Origin of the sequence: Streptomyces luteolifulvus, from assembly GCF_008806595.1 — a bacterium.
GTDB classification, from domain to species: Bacteria; Actinomycetota; Actinomycetes; order Streptomycetales; family Streptomycetaceae; genus Streptomyces; species Streptomyces luteolifulvus.
Map to the genome: position 1 here is coordinate 1 of NZ_VZRB01000014.1, position 18,471 is coordinate 18,471.

The 18,471-nt window shown below is 71.3% G+C and carries 18 protein-coding genes and 1 pseudogene; 6 read left to right on the forward strand and 13 right to left on the reverse strand.

Features of this window, described 5'->3' with window-relative positions; genetic code table 11:
* Positions 1-115: 115 nt before the first annotated feature.
* The 7 genes from F7R91_RS20680 to F7R91_RS20710 all read right to left on the reverse strand — a co-directional run bounded on the left by F7R91_RS20680 (position 116) and on the right by F7R91_RS20710 (position 5,485).
* Positions 116-1,312: a serine hydrolase domain-containing protein gene (locus F7R91_RS20680; RefSeq protein WP_150950569.1), complete on the reverse strand. Its 1,197-nt coding sequence runs from the start codon at positions 1,310-1,312 to the stop codon at positions 116-118.
* Between the two features lie 105 nt (positions 1,313-1,417).
* Positions 1,418-2,143 carry a TRADD-N-associated membrane domain-containing protein gene (locus F7R91_RS20685; protein WP_150950570.1) on the reverse strand — a complete coding sequence of 242 codons (726 nt, stop codon included), beginning with the start codon at positions 2,141-2,143 and terminating at the stop codon, positions 1,418-1,420.
* 218 nt (positions 2,144-2,361) lie between these two features.
* Positions 2,362-2,688 (reverse strand): antibiotic biosynthesis monooxygenase family protein, encoded by a 327-nt coding sequence (locus tag F7R91_RS20690; protein ID WP_150950571.1) that lies wholly within the window; start codon positions 2,686-2,688, stop codon positions 2,362-2,364.
* Between the two features lie 58 nt (positions 2,689-2,746).
* A complete protein-coding gene (locus tag F7R91_RS20695) occupies positions 2,747-3,073 on the reverse strand; it encodes a hypothetical protein (RefSeq protein WP_150950572.1) in 327 nt (108 codons plus the stop codon).
* A 243-nt stretch (positions 3,074-3,316) separates the two neighbouring features.
* Positions 3,317-4,003, reverse strand: coding sequence for an alpha/beta fold hydrolase (locus F7R91_RS20700; RefSeq protein ID WP_191971571.1), 687 nt, complete (start codon positions 4,001-4,003; stop codon positions 3,317-3,319).
* A 189-nt stretch (positions 4,004-4,192) separates the two neighbouring features.
* On the reverse strand, positions 4,193-4,831 hold the full coding sequence (locus tag F7R91_RS20705) for a TetR/AcrR family transcriptional regulator (RefSeq protein ID WP_150950574.1): 639 nt from the start codon (positions 4,829-4,831) through the stop codon (positions 4,193-4,195).
* Between the two features lie 9 nt (positions 4,832-4,840).
* On the reverse strand, positions 4,841-5,485 hold the full coding sequence (locus tag F7R91_RS20710) for a DUF6629 family protein (protein ID WP_150950575.1): 645 nt from the start codon (positions 5,483-5,485) through the stop codon (positions 4,841-4,843).
* Between the two features lie 223 nt (positions 5,486-5,708).
* Here F7R91_RS20710 and F7R91_RS42095 point away from each other — a divergent pair, with 223 nt between their 5' ends.
* On the forward strand, positions 5,709-5,885 hold the full coding sequence (locus tag F7R91_RS42095; protein WP_191971572.1) for a hypothetical protein: 177 nt from the start codon (positions 5,709-5,711) through the stop codon (positions 5,883-5,885).
* Positions 5,886-5,954: 69 nt separating this feature from the next.
* Here F7R91_RS42095 and F7R91_RS20715 read toward each other — a convergent pair.
* Positions 5,955-6,206: pseudogene (locus tag F7R91_RS20715) on the reverse strand (DUF899 domain-containing protein); the annotation flags it as partial.
* A 66-nt stretch (positions 6,207-6,272) separates the two neighbouring features.
* On the opposite strand from F7R91_RS20715, the gene F7R91_RS20720 reads away from it, so the two are divergent.
* From F7R91_RS20720 to F7R91_RS20730, 3 genes are read left to right on the forward strand one after another with little or no spacing between them, the layout of a single operon-like run.
* A complete protein-coding gene (locus F7R91_RS20720; protein ID WP_150950576.1) occupies positions 6,273-6,959 on the forward strand; it encodes a FadR/GntR family transcriptional regulator in 687 nt (228 codons plus the stop codon).
* Positions 6,956-8,389 carry a hypothetical protein gene (locus F7R91_RS20725; RefSeq protein ID WP_150950577.1) on the forward strand — a complete coding sequence of 478 codons (1,434 nt, stop codon included), beginning with the start codon at positions 6,956-6,958 and terminating at the stop codon, positions 8,387-8,389. Before F7R91_RS20720 ends, F7R91_RS20725 begins: the two co-directional genes overlap by 4 nt.
* Positions 8,386-10,218, forward strand: a complete 1,833-nt coding sequence (locus F7R91_RS20730; protein ID WP_150950578.1) for a GMC family oxidoreductase — start codon at positions 8,386-8,388, stop codon at positions 10,216-10,218. The genes F7R91_RS20725 and F7R91_RS20730 overlap by 4 nt, the downstream gene beginning before the upstream one ends.
* 75 nt (positions 10,219-10,293) lie before the next feature.
* Here the strand turns inward: F7R91_RS20730 and F7R91_RS20735 are convergent, their stop codons facing one another.
* The gene (locus tag F7R91_RS20735) at positions 10,294-10,701 is read right to left on the reverse strand and encodes a RidA family protein (RefSeq protein ID WP_150950579.1); all 408 of its coding nucleotides are present in this window, start codon (positions 10,699-10,701) and stop codon (positions 10,294-10,296) included.
* Between the two features lie 118 nt (positions 10,702-10,819).
* Here F7R91_RS20735 and F7R91_RS20740 point away from each other — a divergent pair, with 118 nt between their 5' ends.
* Positions 10,820-11,200 carry a winged helix-turn-helix transcriptional regulator gene (locus F7R91_RS20740; RefSeq protein WP_150950580.1) on the forward strand — a complete coding sequence of 127 codons (381 nt, stop codon included), beginning with the start codon at positions 10,820-10,822 and terminating at the stop codon, positions 11,198-11,200.
* A gap of 68 nt (positions 11,201-11,268) precedes the next feature.
* Here the strand turns inward: F7R91_RS20740 and F7R91_RS20745 are convergent, their stop codons facing one another.
* The 3 genes from F7R91_RS20745 to F7R91_RS20755 form a co-directional block, all read right to left on the reverse strand.
* Entirely contained in the window at positions 11,269-11,985 is a 717-nt protein-coding gene (locus F7R91_RS20745) for a DUF1775 domain-containing protein (RefSeq protein ID WP_150950581.1), read from the reverse strand.
* On the reverse strand, positions 11,943-12,683 hold the full coding sequence (locus tag F7R91_RS20750) for a hypothetical protein (protein ID WP_225320710.1): 741 nt from the start codon (positions 12,681-12,683) through the stop codon (positions 11,943-11,945). Before F7R91_RS20750 ends, F7R91_RS20745 begins: the two co-directional genes overlap by 43 nt.
* An 81-nt stretch (positions 12,684-12,764) precedes the next feature.
* Positions 12,765-14,735 (reverse strand): glycoside hydrolase family 5 protein, encoded by a 1,971-nt coding sequence (locus F7R91_RS20755; RefSeq protein ID WP_150950582.1) that lies wholly within the window; start codon positions 14,733-14,735, stop codon positions 12,765-12,767.
* A gap of 204 nt (positions 14,736-14,939) precedes the next feature.
* Here F7R91_RS20755 and F7R91_RS20760 point away from each other — a divergent pair, with 204 nt between their 5' ends.
* The gene (locus F7R91_RS20760) at positions 14,940-15,851 is read left to right on the forward strand and encodes a serine hydrolase (protein WP_150950583.1); all 912 of its coding nucleotides are present in this window, start codon (positions 14,940-14,942) and stop codon (positions 15,849-15,851) included.
* Positions 15,852-15,902: 51 nt separating this feature from the next.
* On the opposite strand, the gene F7R91_RS20765 is transcribed toward F7R91_RS20760, so the two are convergent.
* Positions 15,903-17,969: a SpoIIE family protein phosphatase gene (locus F7R91_RS20765; protein ID WP_150950584.1), complete on the reverse strand. Its 2,067-nt coding sequence runs from the start codon at positions 17,967-17,969 to the stop codon at positions 15,903-15,905.
* Between the last annotated feature and the right edge of the window lie 502 nt (positions 17,970-18,471).

Sequence of the window (18,471 nt, forward strand, 5' to 3'; positions counted from 1 at the left end):
GTCTCCCACACATCCGGCCCGACCATCTCCCCGGCCCATTCCCCCTGCATGCTCACAAGACTGGCCCCGGACCACCCGGTCTGGGGCCAGAACGCAAAAGATTTTCAGCAGCCTTCTAGTCCGCGAGCGGGTGATCAGGGGCCAGCACGGCCGCGATCTGTTCGGCGATGGTCTGGGCGTTGTTGCCCGCCGGGGCGTTCGGGCCCTTTGTTGTGGACACCGCGATGGACAGGCGGTGGTGTGGTTCGTACGCCATGATGGCCGCGTAGCCGGAGAAGGACGGGTTCGTCAGCACCCAGCCGTTCTTGACGATGACGCCGACGCCGAAGTGGAACCCCTCGGTCATCGGCAGGCAGACCGTGGCGGGACACGTGTCCGTGGGGTGGCCGAGGCCCACCGTGCCCGGGTTCAGCTGGACGCGGAAGGCGGCCGGGGAGAGCAGTTCGCCCGCGCCGATCCCCTGCCCGGAGCGGGCGAGGTCGCAGATGTCCGTGGTCAGCACGGCGCCGGGGGCAGTGGTCCAGGACGGGTCCCAGAAGCTGGACTCCTCGTAGATACCGCGTTCGTCGTCGTAGGCGTGCAGGACGGGCTGCGGGATGAGCGCGGTGAACTTGTTCTGCGTGTTGCGCAGACGGAGCGGCCTCGTGATCCGTTGTTCCAGGAGGCGATCGAGGCGGGTGCCGGTGATCTCCTCCAGGGCACGGCCGAGGAGCACGAAGTTGGCGTGCGAGTAGCTCCAGTTGGTGCCGGGCTCGTACCACAGCGGGTGGCTCGTCGAGATGCCGACGAGTTCCTCGGGGGTCCAGTGCCGCCACGGGTCGGCGTACAGCTTCTGGAGGAAGACCGGGTCGGTGACGTAGTCGTGCAGGCCCGACGTCGAGTCGCCGAGCATGCGCAGGGTGATCTCGTCGGCGTGCGGCAGGTCGGGCAGCCAGCGGGAGACGGGAGCGTCGAGGCTCACCTTGCGTTCCTCGACGAGCTGAAGCAGAACCGTGCCCAGGTAGGTGATCGCCACCGAGCCGGCGCGGAAGTGCATGGCGGGCGTGGCGGGCACGTCCGTCAAGGACTCCCCGAACGCACCGGTGACGAGTTCGCGCCCGCCGACATCGACGCGGACCAGAGCGGCCCTGAGGCCGAGGTCCTCCTGGGCCTCGCGGACGATGTCCAGGACCTCGCGGGCCTGGCCCCGCGGCTGCCGGGTGGTGGTGCACGCCTGGTCGTGGTGCGCGGGGGCGGCGTTCACCGCCGCCGTCTGAAGGGTTGTGGCGACGAGGGCGGCAGCACACAGCACCGCCGTACGGATGCGCGTCATACGGGCACTATGAGCCGATCTTCGAAAGGGTCCCGGGGACAACACTCCGGGCACCACCGCGCGGGACCCGTACGGCGGACGCCGACCTGTGTCCGGTCGCAGCTGTCAGGCGGGTTGATCCGTCGGCTGTGCGGTGGCCGGGGGAGGCGGGTCGGAGGGGGCGTGCCCGTTGCTGTGAGCCGGGGCGGTGTGGGTGGCGAAGAGCTGCAGGGAACTGTGCAGGTTCTTCAAGTCGGGTGACACACCGCTGAGTTCGAGGGCGATGGCGGCGGCGAGGTTGTCGCGCAGTTGATGCTGCTGGACCTGGCAGACGAGCTCCAGGGCCCGGGAGGCGCGGGCGTCGCGCTCGGCGTCCTGGCGCAGATCGCCCAGGGCCTGGATCATCATCTTCCGTTCCTCGGCACGGTTGCGGAAGAAGAAGAACGACAGCACCTGCGAGAAGATCCCGGATGCCGTGGTGACCACCGCGAGGACCGTGTCGTCCGAGTGGTAGATGCCCACGAGGATGCCCGCGGTGATGATCAGGTAGCCGAGGACGGCCGCGGCGATCGCCGCGAAGAAGCTGACATCGGCGCGTCGGCCGACTTTGGTGTAGTACTCCTCCAGCAACGCGGACAGCGCCGCCTGGCTCGGACTCGCAGCCGGAGCGGGGGCGTCGTCCGCGCCGTCCGGGGCCGAAGGGGAGCCATCGGCGTCGTGCCCGCGCGACGAAGGCCCGCCGTTCTGCGGCTCGTTGGCCGACTGGCGCGACCGCAGCCGTTCGAGGGCGGACTTCCACGCTTCGCCGCCGGCCGTGGCCAGGCTGGAGGCCGCGAGCGTGGTGAACGTCACCAATGGGTCCATGGCATCCCCCGGGGTGCTGAGTTGCCGGGACACTAGTGGTTGACCGGGGCTCAGGGACGACGAAGACCGGAAGCGACCGAAGTTGTCGGCCTATTGATCGGCTGGGCTCCCGGGCGTTCCCCCGGCCAGGGAAGCGCGGTGCCGCACGTCACGGCGACGCGAGCAGCCGAAAGCCGGTTCTGCTCGCGTCGCCGTAACGCATTGTCCTACGCGGTTGTCGGCGCCGCCTGCTGCACGACCTCGAAGGACCACAGCGTGGACCCGCTCGCCGCCGGCTTGGGGCGTTCGCCCTGCGCGTCGCCACCCTGGTGGGCCGCCTTCATGGGGCCCTCCATCCAGGTCTGGAAGGACTCCTCGTCACGCCAGCGTGTGTAGACGAGGTAGCTGTCGGTGCCCTCCACGGGACGGAGCAGTTCGAACCACTCGAACCCGTCGGAGCTCTCGACGGCATGGGCACGGGAGGCGAAGCGCTTCTCCAGCGTCTCCCGCTGTTCGGCGGGGACGGTCAGTACATTGATCTTGACTACGCTCATGCCTCCATCCTGCCGCACGGCGGCCGGCAGATGAGGAGCGGCTCGTACGTTGCGCGCCTCAGGCGATGGTCGGGAGGCTGGACGTCATGGCGATGTCTGTGCCGGAGGTCGGGGCCGCGGTACGAGCTGTGCCACTGCCGCTGATCCGCACCGGCAGCGGGAGGATGCGCTCCCAGGGGGCCAGCCGGAACCCGCTCGGCCGTACGACGAACTCGGTGGGCCAGGAAAGGCTCTTGAACCCTTTGGCGAACTTGAGCGCAAGCGTGGGCAGCCGCAGTTTGATCTGCGGTACCGCCGCGTCGCGGAGGACGGAGAGCTTGCTGTTGAGTTCGTCGTCCGAAATAGCGGCGGTAGCTCTCCCGGACCCAGTACTCGGCTGCCACATACTCGAAGGTGGTCGGAGGGTCGCTGCGCACGGGCAGCCCGAGACACTGGTCGCTCCCCAGGAAATTGACCATCAATCAGACCCATCTCTGCGGCATGGATCCGGGACCCATGGACGGTCATGCGGAGGTCTGAACCTTTTGAGTGGGAATGTAGGGCAGCAGTCAAGCAACGCACCACACGCTACCGGTGGATTTCACCCGAAGGCGGTAGCCACGGACGCCCGCAGGGCTCTGCGCTGGGCTCAGGCGTCCGTATCGAGGGCGATCTTCGACAGGAGGGCGGCGAGTTCCGTCGGCTTCGACAGGAACGGCGAGTGACTGCTCTCGATCCGGTGGACCGCGCCGGACCTTTCCGCCATCGCCTGCTGGCTGTTGGCGGGCAGGGCCTGGTCGTCCTCGCAGATGATGTACGTCGACGGGACGGTGTGCCACCCCGCCTCGGTCAGCGCGTCGCTGAAGGACCTCGTGCTCTGCGGCAGCAGCCGCTGGACGGCCGCCTCGGCCTCGGGGAGAGGCACGTCGCCGTAGAACAGTGCGACAGGATTGTCCGGTACGGCCTCGAACTCGTCCGGCTGCGGCGGGACGGGCGCGCCGTAGAACCCCAGGAGGCTGTCGCCGACGTCGAGTTGGAAAGATGCCAGATAGATGATGCGGGACACGTTCCCCGCCTTGGCCACGGCCTGGGTGACCGGTATGCCGCCGTAGGAGTGCGCGACGACCACGGCCGGGCCGTCGATCAACTCCAGTTCTGCGAGCACCGCCTGTGCGTCGTCCTGCATGCCGGCCCGTCCGCCGGCGCTCGGCAGGTCGATCGCCCGAACCCGCCATCCGTCGGTGTGCAGCACTGCCGTCAGCTTCTCCCAGCACCATGCGCCGTGCCATGCCCCGTGCACCAGGAGCAGAGTCGGACGGGCAATTCCATCAGTCACGAAAGATCCCCTTCTGTCAGTCAGAGACAGGTCGTGCGCTGTTCAGCGCTCAGTGGGGACCCTAGAGGTTCATCGGACACACTGTCCAACGTAATGTCCAAGGATGGAGGCGCGCCTGGTCCAGGCCTGCCCTGTTTCCCTGTTTCCTGTTTCAGGCGGTACGTGGTGTGGATGGGGTCTCGGCGCCGATCAGCCGGCAGCCGCTTCCGGGGCACGGCGGAACACGCCGTACCAGTAGCCCGTCGCCAGCTCGCGGGCGACCGCGGTGTCGTCCGCGTCGCTGCCGGACACCTGCTGGGCGATGACCTGAGCGCCGCCCTGGACGATGACCCTGGCGGCGAGCTCGGGGTCGATGTCCGCGGGGGTCCGGCCGGCCTGCTGCTCCTCCTTCAGCACCGTCACCACGTGGTCGATGAATCGGCCCTGATCCGCCGTCCATGCCTCCCGGACCGCGGGGTCGTAGGCGGCGACCTCGTTGATCGCAGACAGGAGTGCGGCGTGCTCGCGGTAGTGGGCCAGGATGAGCTCGTAGGTACGAGCCAGGCCGTCGAGCCCGCCGTCCGGATCGCTGGGCCACCACGAGGAGGCGATGGCGTGACTCTCCGTCTTGAGCGAGCCGCTCAGCCGGAGCAGGACATCCACCTTGTCGCGGAAGTACAGATAGAACGTGGACCGCGAGATGCCCGCGGCGTTGGCGATCTGCTCCACGCTCAGCTCGGTGTACGTCACACCACCGCGCAGTAGCTCCTCGATCACGGACAGGATCCGCGTCTCGAGTGCGGACCGCCGGTCAGCGGCGCTGGAGCGTCGTCGGGTGGTGGAAGGCATGGGCTCATTCTAAGGAGCCGACGGTACCCGCTCCCGCTCCCGGGCTCGGGCTCGCGCTCGGACCCAGCCGAGCAGGATCACCGAGCACACCGCAGCGAACGCGCACCATGTCGAGACGAACTCCAGTCGCCACAGCGTCCAGCAGACCAGTGCGCCCACGGCGACCAGAATCCCCAGCACCAGCAGCCGTCGGTCCCCGGACAGCAGCAAAGAGCCGATGGTGGCGAGGAGGTAGCCCGCGACGAGCACAGGTGGGTGGGGAACGTCGAGCGCGTAGCCGACCGTACGGCCGCGGATCTCCGCCGTGACCGGGCCGGCGGCAAGGGCGTGGGCGAGCACCGCGGCAGTCGCGGCTCCGGCCGCGAGCGGGAGGATCAGGCGGGGTCGGGCCTGTGGCGGGGCGGCACTCCATGTTGCCGCGGGCACCCAAACGGCCAGCAGGGGCAAAGCGATGACGGCCCAGACAACGGTGGCAGGTCCTCGACCGCCCCCCGAGTCCCAGACCGCCGACTCGACGATCTGGTGTGCCCCGAGCAGCAACGGCAGTGCGGCGAGCGGCAGATCCCACCGACTGGGCGCCCGCGCCACGCAGGCCACTCCGACGGTGGTGATACCGGCGCCCGCTATGAGATCGGCCGTCGCACTCCAGCACATCACGCCACCATGGGGTCGACTGTTGTGTCCATCCGCCTTGTGCGTACGGCAGCCCGTCCATCTGTTCTGTATCGCGTTCACCGGCCCGGCGACAAGGCCCGCCCGCTCCGCCATCGCCCCGACGATCAGATACTCGTGATCGCCTGGGCACCGCCCCCGACTGCTCTCGCCCCGCCCCGGTCGAGGGGGGAGGATGGGTGTGAGCGACCGAGGGAGGCCCGCCATGACGACCGGAGCCTCGGAGTACGACTCCATGCTGTACTCCCACACCCCCTCCCAGGCCGAGGGCGAACGCGACGAACCGGCCGAGACTGCGGCCATGGAGCAGCACCCGGATGTCCCCAGGACCGAGCCGTCCCAGGCGGAGGGAGAGCGGGTGGACGACAACCGGACCCCATAACCGGCGCTGGCGATCCCGCCGCGGACCAGGTACACGGATCAGCGAGTGACAACACCACCCCGCGGCGTATCAGTGGTGGTGGCCGTGCCGGCCGAGGGACTCCACGGGGGTCGCGCCGGGGCGGGTCCACTGCGGCACGGGGCGGCTGGTCGGGCCCCAGGTGTCGTTCCCGTCCGCGTCCGAGCGCCAGGACCAGCACGGGCTGCCCCCCTCCGGCCAGCCCTGGGGGTTGTCCTCCCACGCCTCGCCGCGGCCGTAGGGCGTCATGTCGAGCAGGCCGAGAGACCCGTTGACCCGCTCGTTGCCACGGCCTGTCGTGGAGGGCATTGACTTCCTCAACCCGTGTTGGTTGAGTGGCTCATCCACTGAGCCACCGGGGAGGACGGCGTGGAGGCACTGCCCCGCGAAACCATCGTCGACGTGCTGGAGAGCCGGCTGCGTGAGGACATCCTCACCGGACGGCACCCGGCCGGAAGCTATCTGCCACCGGAGCGGAGGCTCGCCGACGGCTACGGCGTCACCCGTACGACCCTCAAGCACGCCTTCGGCCGCCTGGTGCAGGCCGGACTGCTGGAGACCCGGCACGGCGTCGGCACCCGGGTGCGTGACTATCTGCGGCTCGGCGGAGCCGATCTGCTGCCGATGCTGGTCCGGCACAGCCCCGACTGGATCGGCGAGATCTTCGAAGTGCGGCGCAGCATCGGCGCGTTGATCGCCGAGCGCGCAGCGGCCCGGGCGAGCGACGGACAACGCGCCGAGCTGCGCGGCCTGCTGACCGCCGTGGGGGAGGCGGAGGGCGGCGACGCCGTACAGCTCGCGGACATCGAGGTGCACCGGGCCCTGGCCCACGCCACCGGCAACCGCGTCTACGTCCTGCTGACCAACACGCTCTTCAACGCCTATCTGCCGGTGCGCGCCGCACTCAGGGGCCCGTTCACGGACGCCTCCGCGGCCCACGAGCGCCTGAGGCCGGTCGTGGACGCGGTCACCGCCGGCGACGAGGCCGGCGCCCGCCGCGCGGCCGAGGAGTATCTGACGGTGACCGAACGGATCATGCTGGAGGGTCTTGCATGAGCACACGCCCCGTTCCGGGCGCGAGCGGCACCACCCCCGCTCGCGGGACCGTCTTCCGTGAAGCCATGCTCGGCACCCTGCGGCTCGACGAGGAGGACCGCACCCGCCCGATACGTCTGGACCTGACGGTCTCGGCGGACCGCGTCATGCGGCCGACCGGCACGACCGACGCCCGCGCCACCGGCCGGATACGGATCGCGGGCTGGGCCGACGACCCGGACGCCCACGGCGAGTTGGAGATCTCGCCGCTCGCCCGGCGTCGTATCCGCTACCGCATCGCGTTCACCGCCGACGGCCGACGGGTGACCCTCGACGGCTGGAAGTCCGTGACGCCGCGCAGCCCCGTGGCCTCGATGACCGTACTGCCGTACACCCTGTACGAGGACGGCGCACCCATCGGCACGGGAACCCTGCGCTTTCCCTTGACCACCCAGCTTGTGCCGTTCCTGGCGAGCTTCCGTTTCCCGCGGCGGGAGAACCCCGGCGCGCTCCTCGCGCCCCGCTGGCAGGGCGAGAGGGGCCGTACCGAGGTCTGGTACACCACGCTCACCGACCCGGCGACCGGCAGCGGGCTGTGGCTGCACCACGAACTCACCGCGCCCGCCGACGGATCCGAACCGTACGCGCACGGCTGGGCCGCCGTCTTCCCCAAGGACGGACCCGTACGGCACGCCCGCTTCGGACCCGCCCCGTGGACCGCCACCGAAGCCGGATTCCGTGCGGACGGCATCACGGTCGAGCCCGGACGCCTGACCGGCGAGGCCGACGGCGGCACCCTGCGCTGGAAGCTGACCGAACGGCCCATGGCGGAGCCGCTGTTCACCTTCCCCCGATGGTCCTGGCGCCGGCCCCTGCTGCCCGCCGCCCAGATGCTTCCGGCCGCCCGGGCCCTGTACGACGGGACCTTCACGCATGACGACACGACCCTGACGCTCACCGCGGCCCCGGGCGCGTCCGCCCGGATCTACGGTCACGGCAACGCCCGCCGCTGGGCCTGGCTGCACGCGGACCTCGGCGGGGGCGACGTCCTGGAGATCGTCGCCGCCGTCTCCATGCGCCCGGGCCTGCGCAGGCTTCCCCCGCTGGTCTTCCTCCGTCTGCGACGCGGCGGTCGCACCTGGCCGCGCCGCTCCGAGCGCGCGGCGGTCGGCTGGGCCGGAGCGGGACGCTTCCGCGCCGCCATCGGCCTGCCCACCTGGACGGTCACCGGACGCACCGGACTGCGCCGGATCCGCGTCGAGGTCACCCAGCCGGCGGACCGCATCCTCGCCCTGGACTACACCGACCCCGACGGCGCCCACGCGATCTGCCGGAACACCGAACGCGCCGACGCCCATGTCCTGCTGGAGCGGTGGTGGTTCGGCGGCTGGCGCACCGAGCGGGAGTGGACGCTGGACGGCACCGCCCACGCGGAGGTGGGCACCCGATGAGCCTCACCGGCCTGGTGGCCGCCGTCCTCGCCGACGACGGCACCGCCCACTGGCCCGCCCGCGTCCCCGCGAGGCTGGAGACGGTGCTCGCCTCGATGCCGCTTCCTGCCCGGGCCGGCGTACGGGCGGCGGCGCGCGGTCTCGACGCCTACGCCAGGGCACGCACCGGACGCGGACTGGCCGCGCTGACCGGGCCCGAGCGTGAGTCGGTGCTGGCCGGGCTCGTCGCACGGCCCGCGCTGCTGCCGCTGCTGGACGTACTCAAAGTGCCCCTGCTCCTCGCGGCCGGGACCGAGCGGATGCTCGAGGACGGCCTCCCGGCGCGCGGGCCCGCGCGGACCGACCCGCCGCTCGACTGTGTGTCCGCGCACGCCTGGCCCGCGCGCTCCACCGCCGACGCCGTCGTCATCGGCTCCGGCGCGGGCGGGGCCACGGCCGCACGGACCCTGGCCCGGGCCGGGCTCGCCGTGGTCGTCCTGGAGGAAGGACAGCACCACTCCACCGAGTCGTTCGGCCGCCGCCCGCCGCTCGAACGGTTCGCGGAGCTGTACCGGGACGGCGGAGCGACCGTCGCCGTCGGCAGAGTGCCGCTGCTGCTGCCGGTCGGCCGGGCCGTCGGCGGCACCACCGTCGTCAACTCCGGCACCTGCTACCGCACTCCGGACCATGTTCTCGCCCGCTGGAGCACGGATTTCGGATTCGGCCTCGCCGAGGGCTTCGCCCGTCATCTGGACGAGGCCGAGCGCACCCTGCGGGTGGCCACCCAGCCGCTGGACGTCCTCGGCGCCAACGGCAAGATCGCGCTCGCCGGCGCAGACAGGCTCGGCTGGCAGGCGGCACCCCTGCGCCGCAACGCGCCCGGCTGCCGGGGCTCCTGCCAGTGCGTCGTGGGCTGCCCGACCGGCGCCAAACAGAGCGTGCAGCTGTCCGTGCTGCCCGACGCCTGCGCCGCGGGCGCCCGCATCGTCACCGGAGCGCGGGTGGAGCGCGTGCTCATCGACGCGGACCGGCCCGGCGGACCGCGCGCGGCGGGGGCGCGGGTGCACCGGGAGGACGGCGGGTTCGAGATCCTCGCGCCGCTGGTCGTCATCGCCGCGGGCGCCCTCGGATCGCCGCCGCTGCTACGCCGCTCGAGCCTCGGCCGCCATCCCCGACTGGGCCGCAACCTCAGCGTCCACCCGGCCACCAGCGTCGCCGGGCGCTTCGCGGAACCGGTCACCGCCTGGGAAGGCGTGCTGCAGAGCGTCGGCGTGGAGGAGCACCACGACGAGGGCGTCCTCATCGAGGCCACCGCCACTCCGCCCGGCATGGGCTCGTTCGTGCTGCCCGGTCTCGGTGGCGAGCTGCGCCGTGAACTGGAAGGCGCCGACCGGCTCGCCACCCTCGGCGCGATGATCGCCGACCTGCCCGGCGGCCGGGTGCTCGGCCGCGACCGCACCCTGCTCCGCTACGACCTGCACCGCCGCGACGCGGGCCGTCTGCTGCGGGCGGTGCGCGCCATGGGCGAGCTGCTGTTCGCAGCGGGCGCCGAGGAAGTGCTCACCGGCATCCCCGCCACACCCCGGGTACGCAGCATGACGGACCTCGACGAGGTCCTCGCCGCCACGAGCGCGCGGCAGCTTCACCTCTCCGCGTACCACCCCACCGGCACGGTCGCCGCGGGCGCGGACCCGCAGCGCTTCCCCGCGGACGGGGCGGGACGGCTCCGTGGCGTGCACGGCGTGCTGGTCGCGGACGCGTCGGTGCTCCCCGGCTGTCCCGAGGTGAACCCGCAACTGAGCATCATGGCGGCGGCCTTGGCGATCACGGAGGCCCATCTGGAGCGTTGAGGGGCGAGGAGCGGAGAATCCGGAGACTCTGCTCCTCGCCGCTCGTGCTCTTCGGGCGTTCTACCTCACAGGTCATCAGTCGACCACCGCGGTGGCTTCGATCTCGACCAGATGCTCGGGCACGTCCAGTGCCGCGACGCCCAGCAGCGTGGCCGGGGGTACCGGGGTCACCCCCAGCGTCGCGGACGCCCGCGTGATCCCCTCCAGGAGCCGGGGCATCTTGTCGGGGGTCCAGTCGACGACGTGGACGGTCAGTTTGGCCACGTCGTCGAAGGACGCACCGGCCCCGGCCAGGGCGGTGGCGATATTGAGGTAGCACTGTTCGACCTGGGCGGCGAGATCACCTTCGCCGACGGTGACTCCATCGGCATCCCAGGCGACCTGCCCGGCGATGAAGACCAGCTTCGATCCCGACGCGATCGACACCTGGCGGTAGACGTCGATCGTGGGCAATCCGGTGGGGTTCACCAGGGTGATGGCCATGCTGGCTGCCTCCTTGTGTGCGAGCCCGCGGGCCCGTGGTCACTTGTGGTTACTCGGAAACCGTAGGAGAGTGAACGCTGACATGGAAGAACGCACTTTTCGGTGACTGGGGAACCGTATGGTGACCAAGCAGTTCAAGGGCTCGCCCGAGGACGCGGACCTGGCGCGGGCGGACTCACTGGCGCGGGAGATCTTCTCCGACGTCGCCAACAAGTGGGCCCTGCTGATCATCGAGTTTCTCGGTGAACGCACCCTGCGCTTCAGCGAGTTGCGCAACGAGATCGAGGGCATCAGCCACAAGATGCTCACCCAGAACCTGCGCATGCTGGAGCGCAACGGTCTGGTCGAGCGGAGGGTGCACCCCACCGTGCCACCGCGGGTGGAGTACACCCTCACCGAGCCGGGCCGGGCCCTGCGAGAGACGATCGACGGACTGTGCGCCTGGACGCGCCGGTACCTCGGCGACATCGAGGCCTCCCGTCTCCGTTTCGACGCCTGACGCCTGACGCCTGACGCCTGACGCCTGACGGTCGGGCCGGGCCGGCCCGGCTGGGAGTGCGTGCCCGGCTATCCCTGGTCGCTGGTGCGACGGCGTACGGCATACACCGCGCCGCCCGCCACGACGACCACCGCCACGCCGATGCCGACCCAGGCGCCGGTGGACAGTCCGCTGTCGTCGTCCTTCTCCTTCGCCTCGGCGGCAGGGGAGGACGAGGGCTCCGTCTCCACGGGAGTGGGCGACGATGAGGCGGTCTCGGACTCGGCCGGGGACGGGCTGGCGGGCTTCGCCCCCGGTGCGGCCGGCCTCAGCTTGAGCGTGGGCGCGGGGTTCTCGCCGTCCTGGTCCAGCTCGATCCAGCGGTCGATCCGCCCGTCGCTGTACGTCTGCAGGGTCTTGAACGCCAGCTTTTCCGCGTCCGGGAGCTGCTTGACGACGACGGAGTACTCGGCGTTGACGCCTGCCTTCAGCGCCGGGCCCTCGACCGTGTAGCCGTCGTCGCCGGCCGTGAACTTCCAGCCTTTGGGGCCTTCGCCGTAGGTGACGTCGGCGGGTGCGATGCCCTCCGGCAGGACCACACGCACCTCGGTGATCCCGGCGGTGTCGGACTCCGACTCGGCGTCGAAGCTGATCTCGACGTTCTCGGCGAGGGCCTGGGCCTTGTCGGCCTCGACCTCGACGTGGGCGAAGGCCGGGCCCGCGGTGAGACAGACGGCCGCGGCGGTGGCCGCGGTCAGCACGGTCAGGCGGCGGGCGGTGCTGTGCTTGCTCGTGACATGGAACATGGGTGTCTCCAGGCGTGGGGGATCCGGGGCGGCTGAACGGCCGTCCCGGCAAGGTCGGATGGCGTGAGCGAGTCCGCCCGGGGAGGGCCCCTCCGTACCACCACGTTCCAGAGCACCGCCCCCGTGAGAGGCGGTCGTTCCCAGCGGGCGCGAACGAGCCCCGGGATACCGGTTTCCGGCGCCGCCGTTCGCTCGCCGAGCAGCGTCCACACCGAGGCGATGCGCGCCCGTGCCGCGTCGACCGTGGCCGGCAGGCCGCGCGCCAGGGACCAGCACACCGTGTCCGCGCGGTGCAGCAGCACGGCGACGAGTACGGCTGCGGCGGCGTGCACGGCGGTCATCGCCAGTGAGCCGTGCAGCCGGTCGTGCCATGCCATGGGGACGTCCATGCCGTGATGCACATGCAGGGCAGTGGAGGCCGAACCGGCCGGACGTTCCGTCACGAGCCACAGATGCAGCCCGGCCTGTGCGGCACCGCACGCCGCCACGACCGCGAGGAGCGAACGCGGGCGTCGTGTCCCGGCCAGGCCCAGCCCGAAGAGCACCGCGGCAGCCGCCGCCGACTGCCGCCATGGCATCGGCCCTTGGCCGACCAAGTGGTGCGAGCTCATCCCGAGCACCGTCCCGACGAGCGCGAACACCGCGGCCCGCAGAACGGGGAGCGGTGCGTGACGGGGCGTCGTACGGTGCTTGGTCATGGCCCGCCCATCATCGGTCATGATCCAGCCCGGGTGGGGCGGGATCCCCAAAGAGGCGGTCGTCCTGAATTGTCCGGCGGGTCAGCCCAGTTGTCGGCAGTACAGCGCGTCCGGTGTCCTGCCCGAGCCCACCCGGCCGGTGTACGCGATCCCGGCCGCGTACTCGTCGTCCGCACACTGGCCCTTGTAGTGGCCGTACGCGAAGTCACCGCCCTTGGGGGCCGAGCCTCTGCTGTCGCCCCGGTCGAACCACACCGTACGGCCGCCCGTGCCGAGCTTCCCGGCCGGGGCCGCCGCGCACAGGGCGGCGGAGACGGCCGAGCCGCGGACGCTGTAGCCGGTCAGGAACTGGCCGTCGGCGCACTGGAGTTTGGTGTATCCCGAAGCCCAGTCCCGGCCCGGTGCGACATGCCGTTCGTCGACGACCACCTCGTGTCCCGCGCCCGCGTCCCACAAGGAGCCCGCGGACACGTCCGAGCACAGGCCCCGGTTGCCCGTGTGGCTGAGGCCGAGCAGTCGCTGCCCGTCGGGGCACACCGCCTTGCGGGCGCCGCGATCCCAGTCGGGCAGGGCGCGCATGCGCCGCGAGGCGACGAAGTCGCCGTGGTCCGGGCTCAGCAGGGACCACTCCGGTACGGGGTCCACGCGCCCGGACCGGCTGCCGGCTCGGATGAGCCGGGTCCAGGCTGCGGCCCGCCAGTCGTCGCCGTCGTACAGGCCCATACGGTGCCCCTGGGCGTCCCAGTGCAACAGCGCCCAGCCGTTGCCCTTGCGGTTCTGGTGCCAGCCGACCAGGGGCCAGTAGGCGAAGTCGGCGTCGGTGCGGATCAGTTGGTCGACGAAGCGCTCGAACCAGGCGCGCTGCTTCTCGCCGGTCTCGTCGCGGCCTCCGATGCCGAACTCGCTGATCCAGACGGGGGCGGTGAAGTGCTGGTTCTGCTCGGCGGTCACGTAGAAGGCCTGGCGGTCGAGCACCTGGACCAGTTCGGCCGGGCTCAGGTCGCGGTAGCGGGGGTCGCTGGTCTCACCGGTTCCGGTGGCGCCGGTGTGGTTCGGGCCCGTGTAGTCGTAGAAATGGGCGGAGTACACGAGCTTGCCGGAGTCGACGAGCGTGTGCGAGAGACGGCGTACGGGCTCCAGGGTGGGGCGTTCGTGTGCGAACCCGTCAATGGGGATGCCGGTCCAGTTGATGCCCTCGACGATGATCAGCAGATCCGGATCGGCCTCCGTCAGGATGCGGTCGGCGACATGCTGCGAGGCGGCGAACCAGTCGTGGTTGTCGCCGAGCCCCCAGTTGGGGTCGTCCCAGACGGAGCGGCGCACCTCGTTGTAGAGGTCGGCGCCGACGACACGCTGGTTGTCCCGGTAGCGGCGGACCATGAACAGCCAGTCGTCCTCCCAGGTTCCGGTGGACCGGCTCGCGTTCCAGCGTTCGTTGCCGTCGATGCCGCAGCACCAGCGGGTGGTGTTGGTGTGGTTGTTCAGGATCACCGCGAGGCCGGCGTCGGTGAGTTCGCGGACGACGACGTCGTACACCTGCAAGGGTGTCCTGCCGCGCAGGGCGGGGTTGGCGGCGACGGCGGCGTCCGTGACGGGGCGGCCGTCATGGATCATCTCGTTGGAGAAGGGCAGCCGGATGCTGTTGATCCCGATCTCCCGGAAGCCGGCGATGATCTCGGCCATGGGCGCGCGGTCCAGGCCGAGCGGGATCCGGCCGGAGTTCTCCCCGGCGTGGTGATGGGCGTCGTCGTCCGCGCTGCCCGAGCCGTTCCAAGTGCCGCTGGCACCGTGCCAGTTGCCGGAGCGCAGTTTGAAGCGATCGCCGTTCGCGTCGACGATCCAGCGGCCCCGCGTGCTGAGCGGCGGCGTCCAGCCGGGCGTCGACACTGTCGCCGCTTCGAGCGGGGCGGCGATCTCGGGGGCGGGCTGTTGTCCGGCCGCGGCGTCGGGCGCTGACAGCAGGGGTGCCAGGAGAAGAACTGCGGCCAGTGTGGCCCTGACGAAGGCTCCGCGCACGGTCTCGCCCTCCCGAGATGCGATGTGCGTTGTCATGGCTTCGTCATCATGCTGGGTGGTGGGGTACGGGTCCAGTCTTTCGAGAGGCCGCTGCGGGCATCCGCCCCTGAACCTGTGGGTATCCTCACAAAACAGCACTGAAAGGGCGTTTTCGTGGCACCGGTCACGTCACGAGGCGAGCGTCTTGTCTAGGTTCGCAGGTCCGTGCCCCTGCCACACGAACCGACGAGGCCACCCGTGATGCCGTACCGCCCGTCCCTCCGGCCGCCCCCGCGGAGCGTGCGACAGCGCAGTCCCCGCGGCAGGCGCGCAGGGCTCTGCGCGGCATTCCTCACCGGCTCGGTGGCAACGATCCTCACGGTCGGCACGCTCACCCCGGCACCGGCGGCCGCGGCGGCCGTGCGATCCGATGCCGTCACGGCCGACGTCCCACGGCCCGATCCGCAGCGGCCGCAGCGCACGCCGCGCGTCACGGCCGCCGTGCTCGACCTGGACAGCCCGGCCCGCAAGCCGCGGGTGTACGGCGACGACATCCCCTACGACACCGCCAGCATCATCAAGGTCGACATCCTCGCCGCGCTGCTCCTCCGCTCGCAGGACACCGGGCACCGCCTCACCCGGCAGGAGCGCGCCCAGGCGGAGGCCATGATCCGGCGCAGCGACAACGCGGCAGCCAACTTGCTGTGGCGGCGCATCGGGAGGGCGCCGGGCCTGGCGGCGGCGAACAAACGGCTCGGGCTGACCTCGACCACGGCCCGGCCCGGCGCCAAGTGGGGGCTCACGCGGACGACCGCAACCGACCAGATCCGTCTGCTGCGTGCGGTGTTCGGCACCGGCCGGCCATCGCCCGAGGGCTCCACGGCCCTGAGTGAGGCCTCCCGGACCTACATCCGCACGCTGATGACCCGCATCGACGACGAACAGGCCTGGGGTGTCTCGGCGGCCTCCGACCCGGGCTGGGCGCTCAAGAACGGCTGGCTGCAACGCGACACGACCGGGCTGTGGGACGTCAACAGCATCGGACGGATCACGGTGGACGGACACCACTGCCTCGTCGCGGTCCTGTCCGACGGCAACACCTCGATGAAGGACGGCATCGCGGCGGTGGAACGCGCGGCCCGGGCGGCGGTCTCCCCGACGAGAGCTTCCTGACACCGCTCCTGCCGAGCCCGTATCGCGCTCCCACGGCTCAGGCGGCGCCTCCTACAACGTCCGGGCGACCAGGAGAGCGACGTCGTCGTGGTCGTCGGGGTGGCGCAGTCCGTACAGGAGCAGGTCGCAGAGTTCCTCCAGGGGTCTGCGGGGTTCGTCGAGGAAGCTGAGGAGGACGTTCAGGCGGTCGTCGATGGGGTGGTGCCGGGTCTCCACGAGGCCGTCGGTGTAGAGGACCAGCAGGTCGTCGGGGCTGAGGTCGAACGTGGTGGTCTCGAAGGGGATGCCGCCGACGCCGAGCGGCGCCGCGGGAGGAAGGTCGAGGAGCACGGGGGCCTTGTCCGGCCGGGCCAGCGCCGGCGGCATATGGCCCGCGTTGGCCATGCGGCACCGTCTTGTGTGGGGGTCGTACACCGCGTAAAGGCAGGTGACGATGTAGTGCTCCAGATCGCAGGTGATCTTGTCCAGGTGCTGGAGCACGGCGCCGGGGTCGAGGTCGAGGTCCGCGTAGGCACAGGTGGCGGTGCGCAGCCGGCCCATGGTGGCGGCGGCGTCGATGCCGTTGCCCATGACGTCGCCGACGACCAGGGCGGTCTTGTCGTCCTCCAGGGAGATGACGTCGTACCAGTCACCGCCGACCTCGCTGGTGGCCTGGGCGGGCTGATAGCGGGAGGCGAGTTCCAGACCGGTCTGGTGCGGCGGATGGTTGGGCAGCAGGCTGCGCTGCAGCGTGAGGGCGGTGTTGCGCACGCTCTGGAACCAGCGGGCGTTGTCGATGGCCACGGCCGCGCGACTGGCCAGCTCACTGGCGAGGACGACGTCGTCCTCGTCGAACGGGAGCGGGTTGCGGGTGCGCTTGAGGTCGAGGGCGCCCAGCACCTCGCCGTGGGCGACCAGCGGCACCGCGAGATACGAGTGGACCCCCGCGCGGGCCAGCAGCGTGGCGGCCTCGGGGTCGCGGGCGATGCGCCGCAGATCCTGGTCGCCGACGTGGCGCACCAGCACCGGCCGGCCGCTGTGCACGCACAGGGTGACCAGGCGGTCGCCCTCGTAGGCGGCGAGGTCACCGGGAGGGTCGGCTGCGCGCAGGGCGACGGTGGGGTGGGCCGCCTTGAGAGCGAGGGCGCGGAACAGCTCCGTACCGTCGTCGGGTCCGCGCGTGCGGCGGCACGCCAGGGCGGAGTCGAGGACGTCCACGGCGACCACGTCGGCGAGCTCGGGAGTGGCGACCTCGGCCAGTTCATGGGCGGTCTGCTCCACCTCCAGGGTGGTCCCGACACGGGTGGAGGCGTCGGCGATGAGGGCCAGGCGTCGCCGGGCCCGGTCGGCCTCCCCGGCCGCGCGATGCCGCTCGGTGACGTCGACGACGGAGGCGGCCGCGCCCAGGACCCGGCCACCGGGGTCCTCCAGGCGGTAGAAGGACAGGGACCAGGCGTGCTCGTGGTCGGGGTCCGCCGGGGGACGGCCCACGTGGTACTGGTCGAGCAGCGGGGTGCCGGTGGTGAGCACCTGGCGCAGCGCGGACTCGACGGTCTCCACGTCGGGGAAGGGCAGGGTCTCCCTGAGGTGCCGGCCGATGTGATCCTCGGCGGGGATCCCGTCGATGCGTTCCAGCGCCGGGTTGACCAGGAGATACCGCAACTCGGGATCCAGCAGGGCCAGGCCGATCGGGGACTGGTTGATCAACCGCTCGCACAGCGCCAGGTCCGTCTCGACACGCTGGAGCAGGCTGTGGTCGGCCGCGATGCCGAGGGCGTAGACATCTCCGAGGTCGTCCAGCAGGCGGATGTTGCGGAACTCCATCAGACGGCTGCTGCCGTCCTTGTGCCGGATGGGGAAGGCACCGGCCCAGCTCTGGCCGGTCTCCAGCACCTCCGCGAACAGACTCGTCACGGCCTGCAGGTGCTCGGGGTCGATGAACAGCCGTGCCGCGTACTCGCCGAGGGCCTCCTGCGCGGTGTAGCCGAAGAGCTCCTCGGCCTGCGGGGTCCAGAACACGATGCGGCCGCGGATGTCCAGGACCACCGCGGCCACGCTCAGCACATCCAGCAGCCCGGTCGGGCGGGGCGGCTCGGAGCCGTACTCGTCACCGTCCGGCGGGAGGGTCTCGGCTGTCATCGCAGAACCTCCTCCACCGGCGGCAGGACTCGCCGACCTCCGTCGGTATCACCGCACGCCTGGATTCCGACTACCCCTTTCCCATGCTCCCTCCCGCCTTCGGCCTTGCCCAGTCCGGCGCTGCTCGGGCCGTGCGTCCCGGTGCCGCTCGGCCTGTGCGTCCCCCGCGCATCCTGGTGCCGCTCCGGCGGGCCGGTCCGGCCGCGGGTCGTCGGGACCGTGTTTCTCATGCTCCCTCCCGCCTTTCGGCCTGCCCAGTCCGGCGCTGCTCGGCCGGTGCATCCCCTGTGCATCCCGGTGCCGCTCGGCCGGTACATCCCCCGCGCATCCCGGTGCCGCTCGGCCGGCCGGTCCGGCCGCGGGTCGCCGGCCGCCGGGACGGTTGCGCACAGGCCTGCCGGCCGCCGGGACGGTTGCGTACGGTCCCGTCAGCCGTCAGCCGTCAGCCGTCAGCCGTCAGCCGCCGGGACCGTGCGCAACCGGCGGACTAGCAGGACCATGG

Bases quoted from the DNA above. Each gene is read 5' to 3' on its own strand.
- F7R91_RS20740 (WP_150950580.1), top strand. From the start codon at position 10,820: ATGGTGACCAAGCAGTTCAAGGGCTCGCCCGAGGACGCGGACCTGGCG.
- F7R91_RS20730 (WP_150950578.1), top strand. From the start codon at position 8,386: ATGAGCCTCACCGGCCTGGTGGCCGCCGTCCTCGCCGACGACGGCACC.
- F7R91_RS20765 (WP_150950584.1), bottom strand. From the start codon at position 17,969: ATGACAGCCGAGACCCTCCCGCCGGACGGTGACGAGTACGGCTCCGAG.
- F7R91_RS20760 (WP_150950583.1), top strand. From the start codon at position 14,940: ATGCCGTACCGCCCGTCCCTCCGGCCGCCCCCGCGGAGCGTGCGACAG.
- F7R91_RS20735 (WP_150950579.1), bottom strand. From the start codon at position 10,701: ATGGCCATCACCCTGGTGAACCCCACCGGATTGCCCACGATCGACGTC.
- F7R91_RS20725 (WP_150950577.1), top strand. From the start codon at position 6,956: ATGAGCACACGCCCCGTTCCGGGCGCGAGCGGCACCACCCCCGCTCGC.
- F7R91_RS20695 (WP_150950572.1), bottom strand. From the start codon at position 3,073: ATGTGGCAGCCGAGTACTGGGTCCGGGAGAGCTACCGCCGCTATTTCG.
- F7R91_RS20755 (WP_150950582.1), bottom strand. From the start codon at position 14,735: ATGACAACGCACATCGCATCTCGGGAGGGCGAGACCGTGCGCGGAGCC.
- F7R91_RS20750 (WP_225320710.1), bottom strand. From the start codon at position 12,683: ATGACCAAGCACCGTACGACGCCCCGTCACGCACCGCTCCCCGTTCTG.
- F7R91_RS20680 (WP_150950569.1), bottom strand. From the start codon at position 1,312: ATGACGCGCATCCGTACGGCGGTGCTGTGTGCTGCCGCCCTCGTCGCC.
- F7R91_RS20705 (WP_150950574.1), bottom strand. From the start codon at position 4,831: ATGCCTTCCACCACCCGACGACGCTCCAGCGCCGCTGACCGGCGGTCC.
- F7R91_RS20745 (WP_150950581.1), bottom strand. From the start codon at position 11,985: ATGTTCCATGTCACGAGCAAGCACAGCACCGCCCGCCGCCTGACCGTG.
- F7R91_RS20690 (WP_150950571.1), bottom strand. From the start codon at position 2,688: ATGAGCGTAGTCAAGATCAATGTACTGACCGTCCCCGCCGAACAGCGG.
- F7R91_RS42095 (WP_191971572.1), top strand. From the start codon at position 5,709: ATGACGACCGGAGCCTCGGAGTACGACTCCATGCTGTACTCCCACACC.
- F7R91_RS20710 (WP_150950575.1), bottom strand. From the start codon at position 5,485: ATGTGCTGGAGTGCGACGGCCGATCTCATAGCGGGCGCCGGTATCACC.